This is a genomic window from Pseudomonas sp. NPDC089408, assembly GCF_044749445.1.
Taxonomy (GTDB): Bacteria; Pseudomonadota; Gammaproteobacteria; order Pseudomonadales; family Pseudomonadaceae; genus Aquipseudomonas.
In genome coordinates this window covers 65994-81225 of the sequence record NZ_JBIVHY010000014.1, presented here as the reverse complement: position 1 = coordinate 81225, position 15232 = coordinate 65994, and the positions used below count along the sequence as shown (strand labels likewise).

General features: G+C 63.0%; 16 protein-coding genes. 7 read left to right on the top strand and 9 right to left on the bottom strand.

The genetic code is table 11. From position 1 onward, the window contains the following. Positions 1-19: 19 nt before the first annotated feature. Together nuoM and nuoN are read left to right on the top strand one after the other, a co-directional pair. Positions 20-1552, top strand: coding sequence for an NADH-quinone oxidoreductase subunit M (gene nuoM / locus ACIP02_RS20710; RefSeq protein WP_400619913.1), 1533 nt, complete (start codon positions 20-22; stop codon positions 1550-1552). Between the two features lie 7 nt (positions 1553-1559). Beyond that, entirely contained in the window at positions 1560-3029 is a 1470-nt protein-coding gene (gene nuoN / locus ACIP02_RS20705; RefSeq protein WP_400619910.1) for an NADH-quinone oxidoreductase subunit NuoN, read from the top strand. A gap of 79 nt (positions 3030-3108) precedes the next feature. Here nuoN and ACIP02_RS20700 read toward each other — a convergent pair whose 3' ends face one another. Next, positions 3109-3372 (bottom strand): ogr/Delta-like zinc finger family protein, encoded by a 264-nt coding sequence (locus tag ACIP02_RS20700; RefSeq protein ID WP_400619907.1) that lies wholly within the window; start codon positions 3370-3372, stop codon positions 3109-3111. Between the two features lie 200 nt (positions 3373-3572). Between ACIP02_RS20700 and ACIP02_RS20695 the strand changes: the two genes are divergently transcribed. Beyond that, the gene (locus tag ACIP02_RS20695; protein WP_400619904.1) at positions 3573-3953 is read left to right on the top strand and encodes a helix-turn-helix domain-containing protein; all 381 of its coding nucleotides are present in this window, start codon (positions 3573-3575) and stop codon (positions 3951-3953) included. Here ACIP02_RS20695 and ACIP02_RS20690 read toward each other — a convergent pair. Genes ACIP02_RS20690 through ACIP02_RS20680 form a run of 3 tightly spaced genes read right to left on the bottom strand, consistent with a single transcriptional unit; the run spans position 3950 to position 4912 of the window. Then, positions 3950-4312, bottom strand: coding sequence for a hypothetical protein (locus ACIP02_RS20690; protein ID WP_400619901.1), 363 nt, complete (start codon positions 4310-4312; stop codon positions 3950-3952). The two genes, ACIP02_RS20695 and ACIP02_RS20690, sit on opposite strands and share 4 nt — an antisense overlap. Further along, on the bottom strand, positions 4305-4652 hold the full coding sequence (locus ACIP02_RS20685; protein ID WP_400619898.1) for a head completion/stabilization protein: 348 nt from the start codon (positions 4650-4652) through the stop codon (positions 4305-4307). Before ACIP02_RS20685 ends, ACIP02_RS20690 begins: the two co-directional genes overlap by 8 nt. 11 nt (positions 4653-4663) lie before the next feature. After that, positions 4664-4912, bottom strand: a complete 249-nt coding sequence (locus ACIP02_RS20680) for a helix-turn-helix transcriptional regulator (RefSeq protein WP_346643309.1) — start codon at positions 4910-4912, stop codon at positions 4664-4666. Positions 4913-5132: 220 nt separating this feature from the next. On the opposite strand from ACIP02_RS20680, the gene ACIP02_RS20675 reads away from it, so the two are divergent. After that, positions 5133-7205, top strand: coding sequence for a TonB-dependent receptor family protein (locus ACIP02_RS20675; protein WP_400619895.1), 2073 nt, complete (start codon positions 5133-5135; stop codon positions 7203-7205). Between the two features lie 181 nt (positions 7206-7386). Here the strand turns inward: ACIP02_RS20675 and chrR are convergent, their stop codons facing one another. Further along, positions 7387-7947, bottom strand: a complete 561-nt coding sequence (chrR, locus tag ACIP02_RS20670) for a class I chromate reductase ChrR (RefSeq protein ID WP_400619892.1) — start codon at positions 7945-7947, stop codon at positions 7387-7389. 157 nt (positions 7948-8104) lie between these two features. Here chrR and ACIP02_RS20665 point away from each other — a divergent pair, with 157 nt between their 5' ends. Continuing rightward, positions 8105-8323: a hypothetical protein gene (locus ACIP02_RS20665; RefSeq protein WP_003251457.1), complete on the top strand. Its 219-nt coding sequence runs from the start codon at positions 8105-8107 to the stop codon at positions 8321-8323. Here ACIP02_RS20665 and ACIP02_RS20660 read toward each other — a convergent pair. The 4 genes from ACIP02_RS20660 to ACIP02_RS20645 form a co-directional block, all read right to left on the bottom strand. Beyond that, the gene (locus tag ACIP02_RS20660) at positions 8307-10556 is read right to left on the bottom strand and encodes an Orn/Lys/Arg decarboxylase N-terminal domain-containing protein (protein ID WP_400620058.1); all 2250 of its coding nucleotides are present in this window, start codon (positions 10554-10556) and stop codon (positions 8307-8309) included. The genes ACIP02_RS20665 and ACIP02_RS20660 overlap by 17 nt on opposite strands. A gap of 175 nt (positions 10557-10731) precedes the next feature. Next, a complete protein-coding gene (gene dnaQ / locus ACIP02_RS20655; protein ID WP_400619888.1) occupies positions 10732-11490 on the bottom strand; it encodes a DNA polymerase III subunit epsilon in 759 nt (252 codons plus the stop codon). Positions 11491-11541: 51 nt separating this feature from the next. Next, positions 11542-11988 (bottom strand): ribonuclease HI, encoded by a 447-nt coding sequence (rnhA, locus tag ACIP02_RS20650; protein ID WP_400619885.1) that lies wholly within the window; start codon positions 11986-11988, stop codon positions 11542-11544. A 15-nt stretch (positions 11989-12003) separates the two neighbouring features. Further along, positions 12004-12777: a class I SAM-dependent methyltransferase gene (locus ACIP02_RS20645; protein ID WP_400619882.1), complete on the bottom strand. Its 774-nt coding sequence runs from the start codon at positions 12775-12777 to the stop codon at positions 12004-12006. An 85-nt stretch (positions 12778-12862) separates the two neighbouring features. On the opposite strand from ACIP02_RS20645, the gene gloB reads away from it, so the two are divergent. Both gloB and ACIP02_RS20635 read left to right on the top strand, forming a co-directional pair. Next, a complete protein-coding gene (gene gloB / locus ACIP02_RS20640; protein WP_400619879.1) occupies positions 12863-13642 on the top strand; it encodes a hydroxyacylglutathione hydrolase in 780 nt (259 codons plus the stop codon). Between the two features lie 100 nt (positions 13643-13742). Continuing rightward, entirely contained in the window at positions 13743-15176 is a 1434-nt protein-coding gene (locus ACIP02_RS20635; RefSeq protein WP_400619876.1) for a transglycosylase SLT domain-containing protein, read from the top strand. Positions 15177-15232 lie beyond the last annotated feature (56 nt).

The following is a 15232-nucleotide window of genomic DNA, read 5'->3' as shown; positions in this document are numbered from 1 at the left end:
CAAAGGAAACCAACCCGTCATGATTTTGCCTTGGCTGATCCTGATCCCCTTCATCGGCGGCTTCCTGTGCTGGCTGGGTGAGCGCTTCGGCTCTACCCTGCCGCGCTGGATCGCGCTGCTGACCATGTCCCTGCTGCTCGGCATCGGCCTGTGGCTGTGGGCTAACGGCGACTACACCCTCGCGCCTGCTCCAGGCGCCGAACCTGCCTGGGCACTCGAATACAAAGTCGAGTGGATCAAGCGCTTCGGCATCAGCATCCACCTGGCCCTCGACGGCCTGTCGCTGCTGATGATCCTGCTCACCGGCCTGCTCGGTGTGCTGTCGGTACTGTGCTCCTGGAAAGAAATCCAGCGCCACGTCGGCTTCTTCCACCTCAACCTGATGTGGATCCTCGGCGGCGTGGTCGGTGTGTTCCTGGCCCTGGACCTGTTCCTGTTCTTCTTCTTCTGGGAAATGATGCTGGTGCCGATGTACTTCCTCATCGCGCTCTGGGGTCACAGCTCGGCAGACGGCAAGAAGACCCGGATCTACGCGGCGACCAAGTTCTTCATCTTCACCCAGGCCAGCGGCCTGATCATGCTGGTGGCGATCCTGGGCTTGGTGCTGGTCAACTACAACGCCACCGGCGTACTCACCTTCAACTACAGCGACCTGCTCAAGGCCGAACTGCCAGCGGGCGTGGAATACGTGCTGATGCTGGGCTTCTTCATCGCCTTCGCGGTGAAGCTGCCGGTGGTGCCATTCCACTCCTGGCTGCCTGACGCTCACGCCCAGGCACCCACCGCAGGTTCCGTGGACCTGGCTGGTATCCTGCTGAAGACGGCGGCCTACGGCCTGCTGCGCTTTGCCCTGCCGCTGTTCCCGAACGCCTCGGCCGAGTTCGCGCCGATCGCCATGACCCTGGGCCTGATCGGTATCTTCTACGGTGCCTTCCTGGCCTTCGCGCAAACCGACATCAAGCGCCTGATCGCCTTCTCCAGCGTTTCGCACATGGGCTTCGTGCTGATCGGTATCTACTCCGGCAGCCAGCAGGCCCTGCAAGGCGCGGTGATCCAGATGCTGGCCCACGGCCTGTCGGCTGCCGCGCTGTTCATCCTGTCCGGCCAGCTTTACGAGCGCCTGCACACCCGTGACATGCGCCAGATGGGCGGCCTGTGGCACCGCATCGCCTACCTGCCAGCCATCAGCCTGTTCTTCGCCGCCGCATCGCTGGGCCTGCCAGGCACCGGCAACTTCGTCGGCGAGTTCCTGATCCTGCTCGGCAGCTTCGTGCATGTACCGTGGATCACCGTGATAGCCACCACCGGCCTGGTATTCGGTTCGGTGTACTCGCTGATCATGATCCACCGCGCCTACTTTGGCCCGGCCAAGACCGACACCGTGCTGGCCGGCATGGACGGTCGCGAGCTGATCATGGTGCTGGGTCTGGCGGTACTGCTGATCCTGCTGGGCGTGTATCCGCAGCCGTTCCTCGACACCTCTGCCGCCACCATGAATGGTGTGCAGCAGTGGCTCGGTTCCGCTTTCACTCAACTCGCTTCGGCCCGGTAAGAGCGCTATGGAATTCACCACTCAACACTTCATCGCATTGGCGCCGATGCTGATCACCACCATCACCACGGTGGTGGTGATGCTGGCGATCGCCTGGAAGCGCAACCACTCGCAAACCTTCCTGCTGTCCACCGTGGGCCTGAATTTGGCCCTGTTGTCGATCCTGCCGGCGCTGAAGGTTGCGCCGCTGGCGGTCACCCCGCTGATCACCCTCGACAAGTTCGCCTGCCTGTACATGGCGATCATCCTGGTGGCCACGCTGGCCTGCGTCACCCTCGCCCACGCCTACCTCGGCGAAGGCTCCAAGGGCTTCCCGGGCAACCGAGAAGAGCTCTACCTGCTGCTACTGATGTCGGCCCTCGGCGGCCTGGTGCTGGTCAGCGCCAACCACTTGGCCGGCCTGTTCATCGGCCTGGAGCTGCTGTCGGTGCCGGTCTACGGCCTGGTGGCGTATGCGTTCTTCAACAAGCGCTCACTGGAAGCCGGCATCAAGTACATGGTGCTGTCGGCCGCCGGCTCCGCCTTCCTGCTGTTCGGCATGGCCTTGCTGTACGCCGACGCCGGCAGCCTGAGCTTCGACCAGATCGGCAAGGCCCTGGCTGCCACCAACATGCCAAGCCTGGTGGCCCAACTGGGCCTGGGCATGATGCTGGTCGGCCTGGCCTTCAAGCTGTCGCTGGTGCCGTTCCACCTGTGGACCCCAGACGTGTACGAAGGCGCCCCGGCGCCGGTCGCCGCATTCCTGGCAACCGCCAGCAAGGTCGCGGTGTTCGCCGTGGTAGTACGCCTGTTCATGCTCTCACCTGCTGCCAGCAGCGGCGCGCTGAGCACCGTACTGGCAGTCATCGCCGTCGCCTCGATCCTGGTCGGTAACCTGCTGGCGCTGACCCAGAGCAACCTCAAGCGCCTGCTGGGTTACTCGTCCATCGCCCACTTCGGTTACTTGGTCATCGCCCTGGTCGCCAGCAAAGGCCTGGCCCTGGAAGCCATGGGCGTGTACCTGGTCACCTATGTGATCACCAGCCTGGGCGCGTTCGGTGTCATCACCCTGATGTCCTCGCCTTACGGCGGCCGTGACGCCGATGCGCTGTACGAGTACCGCGGCCTGTTCTGGCGCCGTCCGTACCTGACCGCGGTACTGACCGTGATGATGCTGTCGCTGGCGGGTATCCCGCTGACTGCCGGCTTCATCGGCAAGTTCTACATCATCGCCACCGGCGTCGAGTCGCACCTGTGGTGGCTGGTCGGCGCCCTGGTAATCGGTAGCGCCATCGGCGTGTACTACTACCTGCGCGTCATGGTCACCCTGTACCTGGTCGAGCCGAACCTGCGTCGCCACGACGCCCCGCTGAAGTGGGAACAGCGCACCGGTGGCGTCATGCTGCTGGCCATCGCCATTCTCGCCTTCGTGCTGGGTGTCTACCCGCAACCGCTGCTGGAAATGGTCCAGCAAGCCGGCCTGCAACTGATCGGCTGATTGCCCTGGCAATACAAAACACCCCGCTTATGCGGGGTGTTTTTTTATCTGCGCGTTTTCTATCGCTGAGCATGCTGGCTCATTCGCCGGGGTTGCCCTGCCCTGCCCCCGGCAGCGCTGCCTTGCGCAAATCACCATTGGCCGAAGGCAGGTAGACTTCCGGGTTGGGCATGCCGCTGGGGGAAAGCTCATGGGTCATCTCAAATTCGGCACGCACCGACCAGCCACACGCCTCGGTGGTGCATTGCAAATAAGCGATGCGCAGGAAAATATGTCGCCCTTCGCTGGTGCGGATGCGCATCCGGCTGTGGCAATGCGGGCAAACCAGCTTGTATGTACTCACGGCAAGTACCTGCAAGCACTGTTAAGCTGCATCTGCTGTGAGAATGCTCGCTGGGCTGTGTCAGTATTAACTGCAAAGGTGGGTGAATTCTTCAGTTTGATGTTTCTCATTGCAGATATGCTCCTTAAAACGCAGGGCTGTATTCATAACGAGTAGTTTAAGCCCATGGAATATCATTAAACCAGTCATGGATATTTGTTATGAGTACTCACGTACTTGCTGCGGTGCTTACCCGCCTTAAGCTGCTGACCGGCGCCAAGTCCGATGCCGAGCTGTCGAGGGCGCTCTCGATAAGCCCGCAGACGCTGAGCAGCTGGAAGGTTCGCGACAGCATTCCTTACTCACTTTGCATAGATATTGCCAGGCAACATGCCTGCTCGCTGGACTGGCTGTTGCTGGGCCAGGCCAAGCAGGCCACCACAGGCCCGGATCATGTTGACTGGGAGTGCGACATGCTTGAGCGTCTGCGTACGCTATCGCCCAATGACCGCCAGTCCATCCTGCTGTTCATCAAGGACAAGCAACGCATCCAGCAGTTGGAACAGCAGTTGAGCGAGCTCGGCGGCGTGGCCAATGGTTAACCTCGGCGGCGCCAGCGCTGAATCAGCTCACGCGGGTCCAGCGTATCCACCAGGACCATGACCTTGAGGCTGATGGGGATGACCACCACGGCAGCCACGAACGCCGCCATGCCACGGGTCAACAAAGGCACCAATGACGAAACCAGTGGCTCGAACACATGTCCCACCCCCACAGCCACAAACACCAGCAGCAATTTCTTGCCCAGCGTCAGGCGCCTGGCGGTATTGGTGATCAACCGGTCACGCGCAGCACTTACCAGCAGTGCCCCCAACAACGCTGCGAACAGTACATTGCCATCAACGCCCAGCAGCTCCATTACGGCCGGTGCCACGTTGTCGAGAACAGATTGCTCAGGCATGGCTCAGCCCTCGTCGCGAACCCCTCAGGTAGGCGATCGAACCCAGGCTATGCATGACCGCCGCTTCGACATAAAGGATGTAGCACACCCGCAGGGCACGCCCCTGGTCATGCCCGGCCACATCCTCGAGGCGTTTGTAGCCCCGCTCACGCAGCGCCGCGCGCCAACGGGCGAATTCGCGTGCGGCATCAATGGCGGCGCAGCGGGCAGCCACCTCCAGCGCAGCGTCACTGACAGGCCGCTGCAGGTTCAGGCGTTCACGCAGGCTGCCGAGGTCCACCCGTGGCCAGAACGGGTCATGGCAATCGGCAAAGCGCGGCAGCCGAGGATCGTTACTCATGCATCACCCCCTCATTGCTCGGCCAGCATGCCGTAGCGAATGGCCTTGATTACCGCCGCCACCCGGGTGGGCACATCGAATTTGCGCAGAATGTTGGACACGTGGAAGTTCACGGTCGATTCCTTGCATGCCAGGATCTGGCCGATCTCCCACGAACTCTTGCCGTAGGCGCACCACAACAGCACCTGCTGTTCACGTGGGGTCAGGCGAACCGGGGCGTCCGCCGGGGGTTGCTGCGAGTGTCGAGCGTTGTCGGTCATGTTTCAACTCCACGGGTGATTGAGCGAGGCATTGCTGCCGGTCTGCAGTCACCTTACGGAGCACAGCCCGTTCGCCTCCATCGCCAGGGCTTGTAAAGAACTTTCGTACAAAAGCGTCTGACGAAGACCGCACGAAAATTGCCCATTTTCTTCGTGCTCCAAGCGGCATTTCGCTCGTCTCAACGCCGTTGTCCATTCGCCTTTCGCCTGGAGTCGTACAATGCGTTGCGTTTTGCCCCTGTCATCCTGCCTCGGCCTGCTGGCTGCTATCGGCACCGCCCAGCCCGCCCTGGCGGCATCTTCGGTCGAGTTGGGCCAGGTGCTGATCACCGATGAGGAGCAGAACGAACTGACGGCCGCCAGGGACCGCCTGCGCGAAATACCAGGCGCCAGCAACCTGGTGGACATGCAGCGAGTAGGGCAAGGCCGGGTGGCCAGCAACCAGGATGTGCTGGCCTACCAGCCCGGTGTGTTCGCGCAATCGGCAGGCAATGACGGCATCAAGTTGTCGATCCGTGGCTCGGGCATCAACCGTGCGCCGGGGGCGCACGGCTCTGGGGTGTACACGATGTTCGACGGCCTGCCGCTGACCGGCCCAGGGGGTACCCCTTATGAGTTGTTCGAACCGCTGTGGCTGAGCCGAGCCGAGGTGTTGCGCGGTGCCAATGGCTTTGATCAGGGCTCGCTGGCCCTGGGCGGTGCGATCAACTACGTCACCCACACCGGTTACGACGCCGCGCCCCTGCAGGTACGCTATGAAATTGGCAGCCGCGGCTACCAGCACCGGCATATCAGCTCGGGCCAGGTGCTGGGTAACCTCGACTACTACGTGGCGCTGACCGATTCGGAATATGACGGCTACCAGGATCACAGCAGCGGCAGCGCCAAAGGCATTGCCGCCAATGTCGGCTACCGCTTCAACCCGAATCTGGAAACCCGTTTCTACCTGCGCTACCGGGAAACCGAAAACGAACTGGCCGGGCGCCTGACCAAGGACCAGATCAAGCACCATCCGCGGGCGGCCAACCCGGCCTACCTGGCCCGCGACGACAGCCGCCCACAGCCGGGTAGCACCTGGGTCGGCAACAAGACCACCTTCTACCTTGACGATGACGCGCGCCTGGAAGCAGGCCTGGTCTACCACGATTACCCGATGGACCTGCGCGAAGGGCCGATGCGCCTGAAAGTGGCCTATACCGACGTCAGCGGCACGCTCAACTATTTCCGCCGCGACACCCTGTTCGGCCACGAAAGCAAAACCACTGTAGGCTGGCGTACCACCAAGCACTTGCCCAACAGCGGCGCTTCACAGTTCGCGCGTAATGGCGACGTGTTCGGTGCACGTACTCGCGATTTCACCTATCAGGGTTCGGACACCGTGCTCCATGTCGGTAACGACCTGGAACTGGTGCCCAACCTGTGGCTGACCACCGGCCTGGCAATGATCTACACCCGTCGCGAAAGCGACGTCACCTACCCCGCCGAAGGCGGCAAGGTGAGCATGCACGACTGGGACTACGCGCCACGCGTGGGGCTGCGCTACGACATCCGCCCGGACTTGCAGGTGTACGGCAACCTTAGCCGCTCGGTCGAGCCGCCCCACCCATGGTCGTTGATCTGGAGCGCGCCGAGCACCGGCGGCAAGCAGATCCAGCCGATCGAAATGCAGAACCAGACCGCCACCACCCTGGAGCTGGGTGCGCGCGGCGACTCGGCGCTCGGCCGCTGGGACCTGGCCTGGTACTACTCGCAGGTGCGCCACGAACTGCTCGCCGTGGAAGTGGTGCCAAACTTCACCTCGGAGTTCAACGCCAGCGCCACCGTGCACCAAGGCGTGGAAGCTGGCCTCGACAGCACCCTGTGGGAGCGCGCCGGTACCGGCAAGCTCAGCCTGCGTCAGGCCTACACCTTCAGCGACTTCCATTACCGGGATGACGACACGTTTGGCGACAACCGCCTCCCCGGCATTCCCATGCACTACTACCAGGCCGAACTGCGCTACGACTGGCCGAGCGGTTTTTATACCGGGGTGAATACGCAGATGGCGTCGAAGGTGCGGGTGGACTATGCCAACAGCTACCACGCCGATGAATATGCGCTGCTTGGCGCACGGGTTGGCTGGGATTCGCCGAAACAGGACTGGCAGACCTGGCTGGACCTGCGCAACCTGACCAACAAGCGGTATGCCGCGACGGTGACACCGGCCTATAACGATGCTGGCAACGACAATGCCCGCTCTACGCCGGGTGAAGGGTTTGGCGTGTATGCCGGGGTTTCCTACAGCTTCCGCTAAGACGCGGTTGGCCGCCATGAGCGCTTTTTGTAGGAGCGGCCTTGTGTCGCGAAAGGGCTGCAAAGCAGCCCCAGGATTTCAGCGTCAATGCAAAAATTGCTGGGGCCGCGTTGCGGCCCTTTCGCGACACAAGGCCGCTCCTACAGGGATCGTGGGCTCAGCGATGTTTGCTCAAGGCAGGTCAGACCGCCCGGTTCAGTTTTACCCAGGAAGCAAACTTGTCGACAAACGCCTGCAAGAACGGCCGAGTCTTGTCGTTGAGCTTGCCCGAGCCCTCGAACAGGTTCGCCGCGCCGCCAATGTAGGCCTCAGGCATCTGCATGCACGGCATGTCCAGGAACACCAGCGACTGGCGCACGGCATGGTTGGCGCCAAAGCCACCAATGGCCCCGGGTGACACACTCACCACCGCCGTCGGCTTGCCACTCCAGGCGCTTTGCCCGTACGGCCGCGAGCCGACATCAATGGCATTCTTCAGGCAACCCGGCACCGAGCGGTTGTATTCGGGGGTAACGAACAGCACCGCATCGCTGCGACGAATCTCCTCGCGAAAACGCTTCCAGGCCTCCGGCGCCCCATCGGCTTCCACATCCTCGTTATACAACGGCAGGTCGCCAATCTCGACGATCTTCAGGGCAAGGCTGGACGGTGCCAGCTCCGAAAGGGCGCGGGCGACCTTGCGGTTGTAGGAGTCCTTGCGCAAGCTACCGACGACAACCGCTACCGAATACACCTGGCTCATGGCAATTTCCAACCTTTGCTGGGTAAAGGGACGTTGTAGTTATAGATGACCATTCCTCGGCACCTTGGTTTTTTTTCCGTACAGCGAAAACTTCCGGGCCTGTTCCACGGTCTATGGGTTCAGACAATTCCTACGTAATTCAGAGGTTTCCACCCAAATGGCAGCAGTAATGGTCGGCCAATTCCACGCCCGTGACGCCGAAGGCCGCATCTACCCCGTGCATGAGTTCCAGGAGTCGACCCTGCAACTCGACGGCAGCACGCTGGGCGCCCCTATCACCACCTACCGCCTGGCCATCGGCGACAAGGTCAATCACCTGGGTGACAACCGCTTCGAGCTGGCCCGCAGCGGCGTCGAAATCACCCGCATTCCTTGATGCAATCCACCGTGTAGCTGCCGCTTTCGCTCTGCAGGCCATGCACGTCGGCGACAAAACCCGGGAAGCCCTGGTTGAACGCCCGGGCGAAAGCCAGGTAGTCAAGGATCGAGCGGGTTGCCTCGGTAAACCGCTCCCCCGGCATGATCAACGGAATGCCTGGCGGGTACGGCACCAGCATCACTGCCGACACACGCCCCAGCAGCGCCTCGATCGGCACCGCCTCCACCTCGCCGCGCACCATCTGGTCATAGGCCCGGGCCGGGCTCACGGCCACTTCCGGCAAACGCGTGAACAGCCGCTTCAGCTGCTTGGCGGTGGCGTTGGCGCGGTAGCAGTCATGCAACTGATCGCACAGGTCGCGCAGGCCCATGCCCTGGTAGCGTGAGGCATCGGCGGCCAGCACACTGGGCAGGCAACTGTTCAGCAGGGAGTTGCCATCATAGTGGCGCTTGAACTCCAGCAGCTCGGTGAGCAAGGTGCTCCACTTGCCCTTGGTGATGCCCATGGAGAACAGCACCAGGAAACTGTACAGGCCGGTTTTTTCCACCACCAGCCCACGCTCCCAGAGAAACTTGCTGACCACCGCCGCCGGGATGCCGTGCTCGCCCAGCACACCGCCCGCGCTCAAGCCCGGCATTACCAAGGTCACCTTCAGCGGGTCAAGCAGCACGTAGTCATCGGCCACCTCACCGAAACCATGCCAATCCGCCCCCGGCTGCAGCAGCCAGTCCTGTGCCGCCAGGCGGTGGATGCCTTCGGCAGTGGGCGGCTGCCAGATGCTGAACCACCAGTCATCGGCAGCGATGTGTTCGCGCAGGTTGGCCAACGCACGCCGAAAGCTCAGTGCCTCGTCGAACATCTCCTGCAGCAGCGAGCGCCCGGCCGGCCCCTCCATCATGGTCGAGGCCACATCCAGCGAGGCCAGGATGCTGTACTGCGGCGAAGTCGAAATGTGCATCATGAAGGCTTCGTTGAACCGGTCACGGTCCAGCTGACGCCTGGCCCCCTCCTGCACATGGATCATCGAGGCCTGGCTGAACGCCGCCAACAGTTTGTGGGTGGAGTGCGTGCTGAACACCAACGGGCTTTCAGCGGCGCAGGCGGTGCCCATGGCATAACGCCCGGTGAAGAACTCATGGAACGCCGCATAGGCGAACCACGCCTCATCAAAATGCAGCACTTCAACGCTGGCGCCCAAAGCCTGCTTGATCATCCCGGCGTGATAGCACAGCCCGTCGTAGGTGCAGTTGGTGACCACCGCCAGCTTGATGCGCTGCCCGCGGTCACAGGCAAGCGGGTTGGCCTGGATTTTCGCCGCAATCGCCTCGGCGCTGAACTCGCTGGGCGGGATAGGCCCGATGATGCCGAGTTCGTTACGCTCGGGGCACAGGTACAGGGGGATGGCGCCGGTCATGATGATCGCGTGCACCACCGACTTGTGGCAGTTGCGGTCCACTAGCACCAGGTCGTCACGGCCGACCATGGCGTGCCATACGATCTTGTTGGCGGTGGAGGTGCCATTGATGACGAAGAAGGTGTGGTCGGCGCCAAAGTTACACGCCGCCCGGGCTTCGGCTTCGGCCAGCGGGCCGGTATGGTCGAGCAGCGAGCCCAGTTCCGGCACGGAAACGGACAAGTCCGAACGCAGGGTGTTCTCCCCGAAAAACTGGTGAAAGGCCTGGCCAACAGGGCTTTTGTGGTAGGCCACGCCGCCACCGTGCCCAGGGGTGTGCCAGGAATAGTTGGACTGCGCCGTGTGCTGCACCAGCGCCTTGAAGAACGGCGGCAGCAGGCCGTCGAGGTACGTATGTGCAGCGCGCGCCACCTGGCGGGCGAGAAATGGTACGGTGTCTTCGAACAGATAGAGAATGCCGCGCAGTTGGTTGAGCTCGCTCATGGCCTCGGCAGGGGCGTTTTCCAGGGTGACCTGCTCGCCCAGGGCGAAGATCGGCAGGTTCGGTGCACGCAGGCGAGCCAGGCGGATCAGCTCGGCCATGTTTTGCAGCAGGTGGGTGTTCTCGCCAACACCTTCGGCGGCGATCAGCATACAGGCCAGGCCATGGTGGGTGGCGGCGACCAGGCGCGCTTCGGCGTGGTCGGCGGCCTTGATGACGGTGAATCCGTCCTGGGTCAGCTCGTCGGCGATACCCCGCACCCGCTCGCCGGCGACACTGTCGGCCTTGATGGCGCGGTGGACGATGAGGATCGGGAACTTGAGGTCCTTGTACATCCGCTGGCTACCTCCGAAGGACATGGCGTCCATTTCAGGGTAGTTGAGCCTTGTATTGCCTGTACTGGCCTCTTCGCGGGTAAACCCGCTCCCACATGTTCAGCAATAGCCTTCCGGGCGGCGCGATACCTGTGGGAGCGGGTTCCCCCGCGAAAGGGCCAGTACAGGCTGAAAATCAGCCCGCCGGTGTCTCGGTCAACGCCTGCCACATCGACGGCCCGCCCGCCGACTTGGCCACCGCCGCCAACCGCTCGGCATGCGCCTCCAGCTCCGCGGCACTGGCCATGATCACCCGCCCCGGCGCCCGCCCGGTAATCCGCCGAATCTCGCTACCACCCATACCCTGCCCGTCACCCTCGGCGTCTGCGCCATGCCCAGCCAGCGACAGGCTGGTCTGGCCACCGGTCATCGCCAGGTAGACGTCAGCCAGCAACTCCGAGTCGAGCAATGCGCCGTGCAGTTCACGGCCCGAGTTGTCGATGTCGTAGCGTTTGCACAGCGCATCGAGGCTGTTGCGCTGCCCCGGGTGACGCGAGCGCGCCAGCAGCAGGGTATCGAGGATGGTGCAGTACTGCGAAGCGTCCGCGCGATGTTGCTGGCCGAGCAAGGCGAATTCGTTGTTGATGAAACCAACGTCAAACGCTGCGTTGTGGATGACCAGCGTGGCGCCCTGGATGAAGTCGAAGAACTCCTCGGCAACATCGCCAAAGCGTGGCTTGCCGACCAGGAACGCATCGGTGATGCCGTGGACGTTGATCGCGCCCTCGTCACTTTCGCGGTCCGGCTGCAGGTAGACGTGGAAGTGCCGCCCGGTCAGGCGCCGGCCGATCACTTCGACACAGCCGATCTCGATGATGCGGTGGCCTTCGCCAACCGGCATGCCCGTGGTTTCGGTATCGAGAATGACGAACCGTTTATCTTGCTGCTGCTCCACGCGGGGCGCTCCAACTTGCATCAGTTACAAAGGCCGCGATTGTACCCCAGCTCAACGCTGGGCGCGCACCTCATCGACCCCACGGTTGGCCAACTGGTCCGCGCGCTCGTTGCCGGCGTGGCCAATATGGCCGCGCACCCACTTCCAGGTCACCTTGTGGCGGTTGACCTGTTCATCCAGCTGCTGCCACAGGTCGGCGTTCTTCACCGGCTCCTTGGCTGCGGTTTTCCAGCCGCGCTTCTTCCAGTTGACCATCCATTCGTTGATGCCCTTCATCACGTACTGCGAGTCGGTGGTCAGCACCACGTCGCATTCGCGCTTCAGCGACATCAGGCCCTGGATCGCGGCCATCAGCTCCATGCGGTTGTTGGTGGTCTCACGCTCGCCGCCCCACAGTTCCTTCTCGACGCCCTTGTAGATCATCAGCACGCCCCAGCCACCCGGGCCAGGGTTGCCCTTGCAGGCACCATCAGTAAACATCTCGACGCTATCGCTCATGTACCACTCTTGAATTCAGTGCTTGTCAGTTTCGGGGTTGGCCGCCGTGCGGTTGACCTTGGCCAGCGGCAACGGCAGCAACTTGCCCATCGGCTCGCGGCGCGCCTGGCGCAACGGCCGCAGGCCCACCACCATCTTGCGCGCCACCAGCAGGTACACCCCGCCACCGGAGCCCTGCCAGCCGCCGGCCAGCCGCTCCCAGCCTTCCAGCCGTTGCTGCCAGGCCGGGGAGGCAAGCGGCGGACGATAGCACCCGAAGCGGCGTTTCTCCAGCGCGAAGCCCAGCAGGTTGAGCCAGTCGCCCACGCGCGAAGGCGAGATGCAGCGCGCCTTGCGCAGCGCACCATGGCTGAAGAAGTGGCGCATGCCCCAGCTGCTCCACGGGTTGATCCCGACGATCAGCAGGTGCCCGCCCGGGCGCACCGCACTGGCCGCCTCGCGCAGCAGGCCATGCGGCGACAGGCAAAAGTCCAGGCCATGCTGCAGCACCACCACGTCGGCGGCATGCTCGCTCAGTGGCCAGGCCTGCTCTTCGCAAACAATCTCCACCCCAGGCAACGGCGCGCCAAGGCGCACGTTGCGCTGCACCTGAGGGGCGCTGGGCGGCGGCTCTGCGCAGGGTCCGTAGTGCACGAGGTAACCGCCAAAGAAGCGCCCCAGCTCTTCTTCCAGCAGTTTTTCCTCTTCCTTGAGCATCAGTCGGCCGAGTGGGCCGTTGAACCACTCACGGGCCAGGCTGATCAGCTCGACCCAGTCCGGGTCGGCCTGGGCAAAGGCTTGGTCGGTCATTGCGCTCTCCCTCGAAGGTTCTCCCACCGCGCCATCGCGGCTAAGATGCCCTCATGTGCCACGCTAGGCGAATCGGATCCGCACCATGATACAGATCGATGCTCTCCCCGCTTTCTCCGACAACTACATCTGGTTGTTACAGGATACTGCCAAACGCCGTTGTGCGGTGGTCGACCCCGGTGATGCCGGCCCAGTGGAGCGCTGGCTGGCAGCCAACCCCGATTGGGCATTGAGCGATATCCTCATCACCCACCACCATAACGACCACGTCGGCGGTGTGGAACGGCTCAAGCAACTGACCGGCGCACGGGTGTGCGGCCCGGCCAATGAGCGTATACCTTGCCGTGACCTCGCGCTGGGCGAAGGCGACCAGCTGGACGTGCTGGGCGTGACCTTCCAGGTACTGGCGGTGCCCGGCCACACGCTGGGGCATATCGCGTTCTTCAGCGACCAGCCGGCAACCCCCCTGCTGTTCAGTGGCGACACCCTGTTTGCCGCCGGCTGCGGGCGCATGTTCGAAGGCACCGCCGAGCAGATGCAGCCTGCGCTCGCCCGCCTGGCCGCCCTGCCAGCGCAGACCGAGGTGTACTGCGCCCATGAATACACCCTCAGCAACCTGCGTTTTGCCCAGGCAGTGGAACCGACCAATCCGTACGTTCAACAACGGTTCGATGACGTTACCCGTTTGCGCGCCGACAATCGCATCAGCTTGCCATCAACGATTGGCCTGGAACGCCTGACCAACCCCTTCTTGCGTACCTCTGAAACATTAGTTAAACAAAAAGCAGACGAATGGAAGGGACATTCAAACCCCACGCATGTCGCTGTTTTTGCTGCCTTGAGGTCTTGGAAGGACACCTTCTGATAACCGCAAGATATATCGCAAGCGACGGTCAAAGGTTGACCGGGCCCGGAGCGGTTTCTAGAATCGCCGAACTTTTTCGCCCGGATACCCGTCTCAGCCGATGTCTTCTCGTAGCCGCAGAACCTCTCATTCCGTCGCCCTGACGCGCCTGGCCCAAATCAGTGCGCTGGCTTTGGCCGCCACCCTGGTGGGCTGCCAGAGCACCCGTCAGCTCGACGAATCCGATAGCGTTCGCGCTCACAGCTACCAGGCGCGGATCAAGCACAAGCCCTCGCCGCTGCTGGCCAAACCGGCCGAGCAGGCGCCGCCCCAGGATGTCTGGGAGCGCATGCGCCAGGGTTTCGTGCTTCAGGACTACATCGACGTCAACCCGCGCATCGAGCAACAGCGCCTGTGGTTCGCCAGCAACCCGACGTTCATCGAAAGCGCCGGCGAGCGTGGCAGCCTGTACCTGCACTACATTGTCGAGCGCCTCGAAGAACGCGACATGCCGCTGGAGCTGGCCCTGCTGCCGGCCATCGAAAGCGCCTACAACCCGATGGCCTACTCGCGTGCCAGCGCTGCCGGCATGTGGCAGTTCATGCCGGCTACCGGTCGCCACTTCAATCTGCGCCAGACCAACTTCTACGACGGCCGCCGTGATGTCACCGCGTCGACCAACGCAGCGCTGGACTACCTGACCCGCCTGCACGACATGTTCAACGGCGACTGGCTGCTGGCCCTGGCGGCCTACAATGCCGGCGAAGGCACCGTCAGCCGGGCCATCGAACGCAACGAAAAGCTCGGCCTGCCGACCGACTACTGGAACCTGCCACTGCCGCAGGAAACCCGTGACTACGTGCCCAAGCTGCTGGCGCTGTCGCAGGTGGTGTCCACGCCTGAAGCGTATGGCGTCAATCTCACCCCGATCGCCAACGAACCGTACTTCGAAGCGGTGGCGATCAACGAACGCCTGGACCTGACCCGGGTTGCCGCCTTCGCCAACATCGACGAAGACGAGCTGATCCAGCTCAACCCTGCGTTCAAGAAGCGCATGACCGTCGATGGCCCGAAACAGCTGCTGGTGCCGACCGCCAAGGCACAGCTGCTCAGTGCCAGCCTGTCCAACCTCAACCCGGAGCAACTGGTCAGCCTGCAACCGCCGAAAGCCGCATTCGCCCGCGCCGTGGCCGAAGCGAAGGCACCGGTGGCGGCGCGCAGCTACCGGGTAAAGCGTGGCGACAACCTGGGCGCCATCGCCAAGGCCAACCGCGTGTCGGTCAAGGACATCAAGCGCTGGAACCGCCTGTCCGGCAACAGCCTGCGCGCCGGCCAGGTACTGGCCCTGCGCGGTGGCAATGCGCCAAGCGCCGCCGGCAACCGGGTAGCCGCCTCGGCGCAGCGCACCACCCAATACAAGGTTCGCAAAGGTGATTCGCTGTACTTGGTGGCCAAGCGCTTCAACGTGGAAATGAAGCACCTCAAGCGCTGGAACCCGCGCAGCGGCCACGCCCTCAAGCCAGGCCAGACCCTGACCGTCTACCTCGGCCATTAAAAGCCTCAAGCTGAAAGCTACAAGCGGCAAGAACAAAGCAATTCGCGTACACCGCC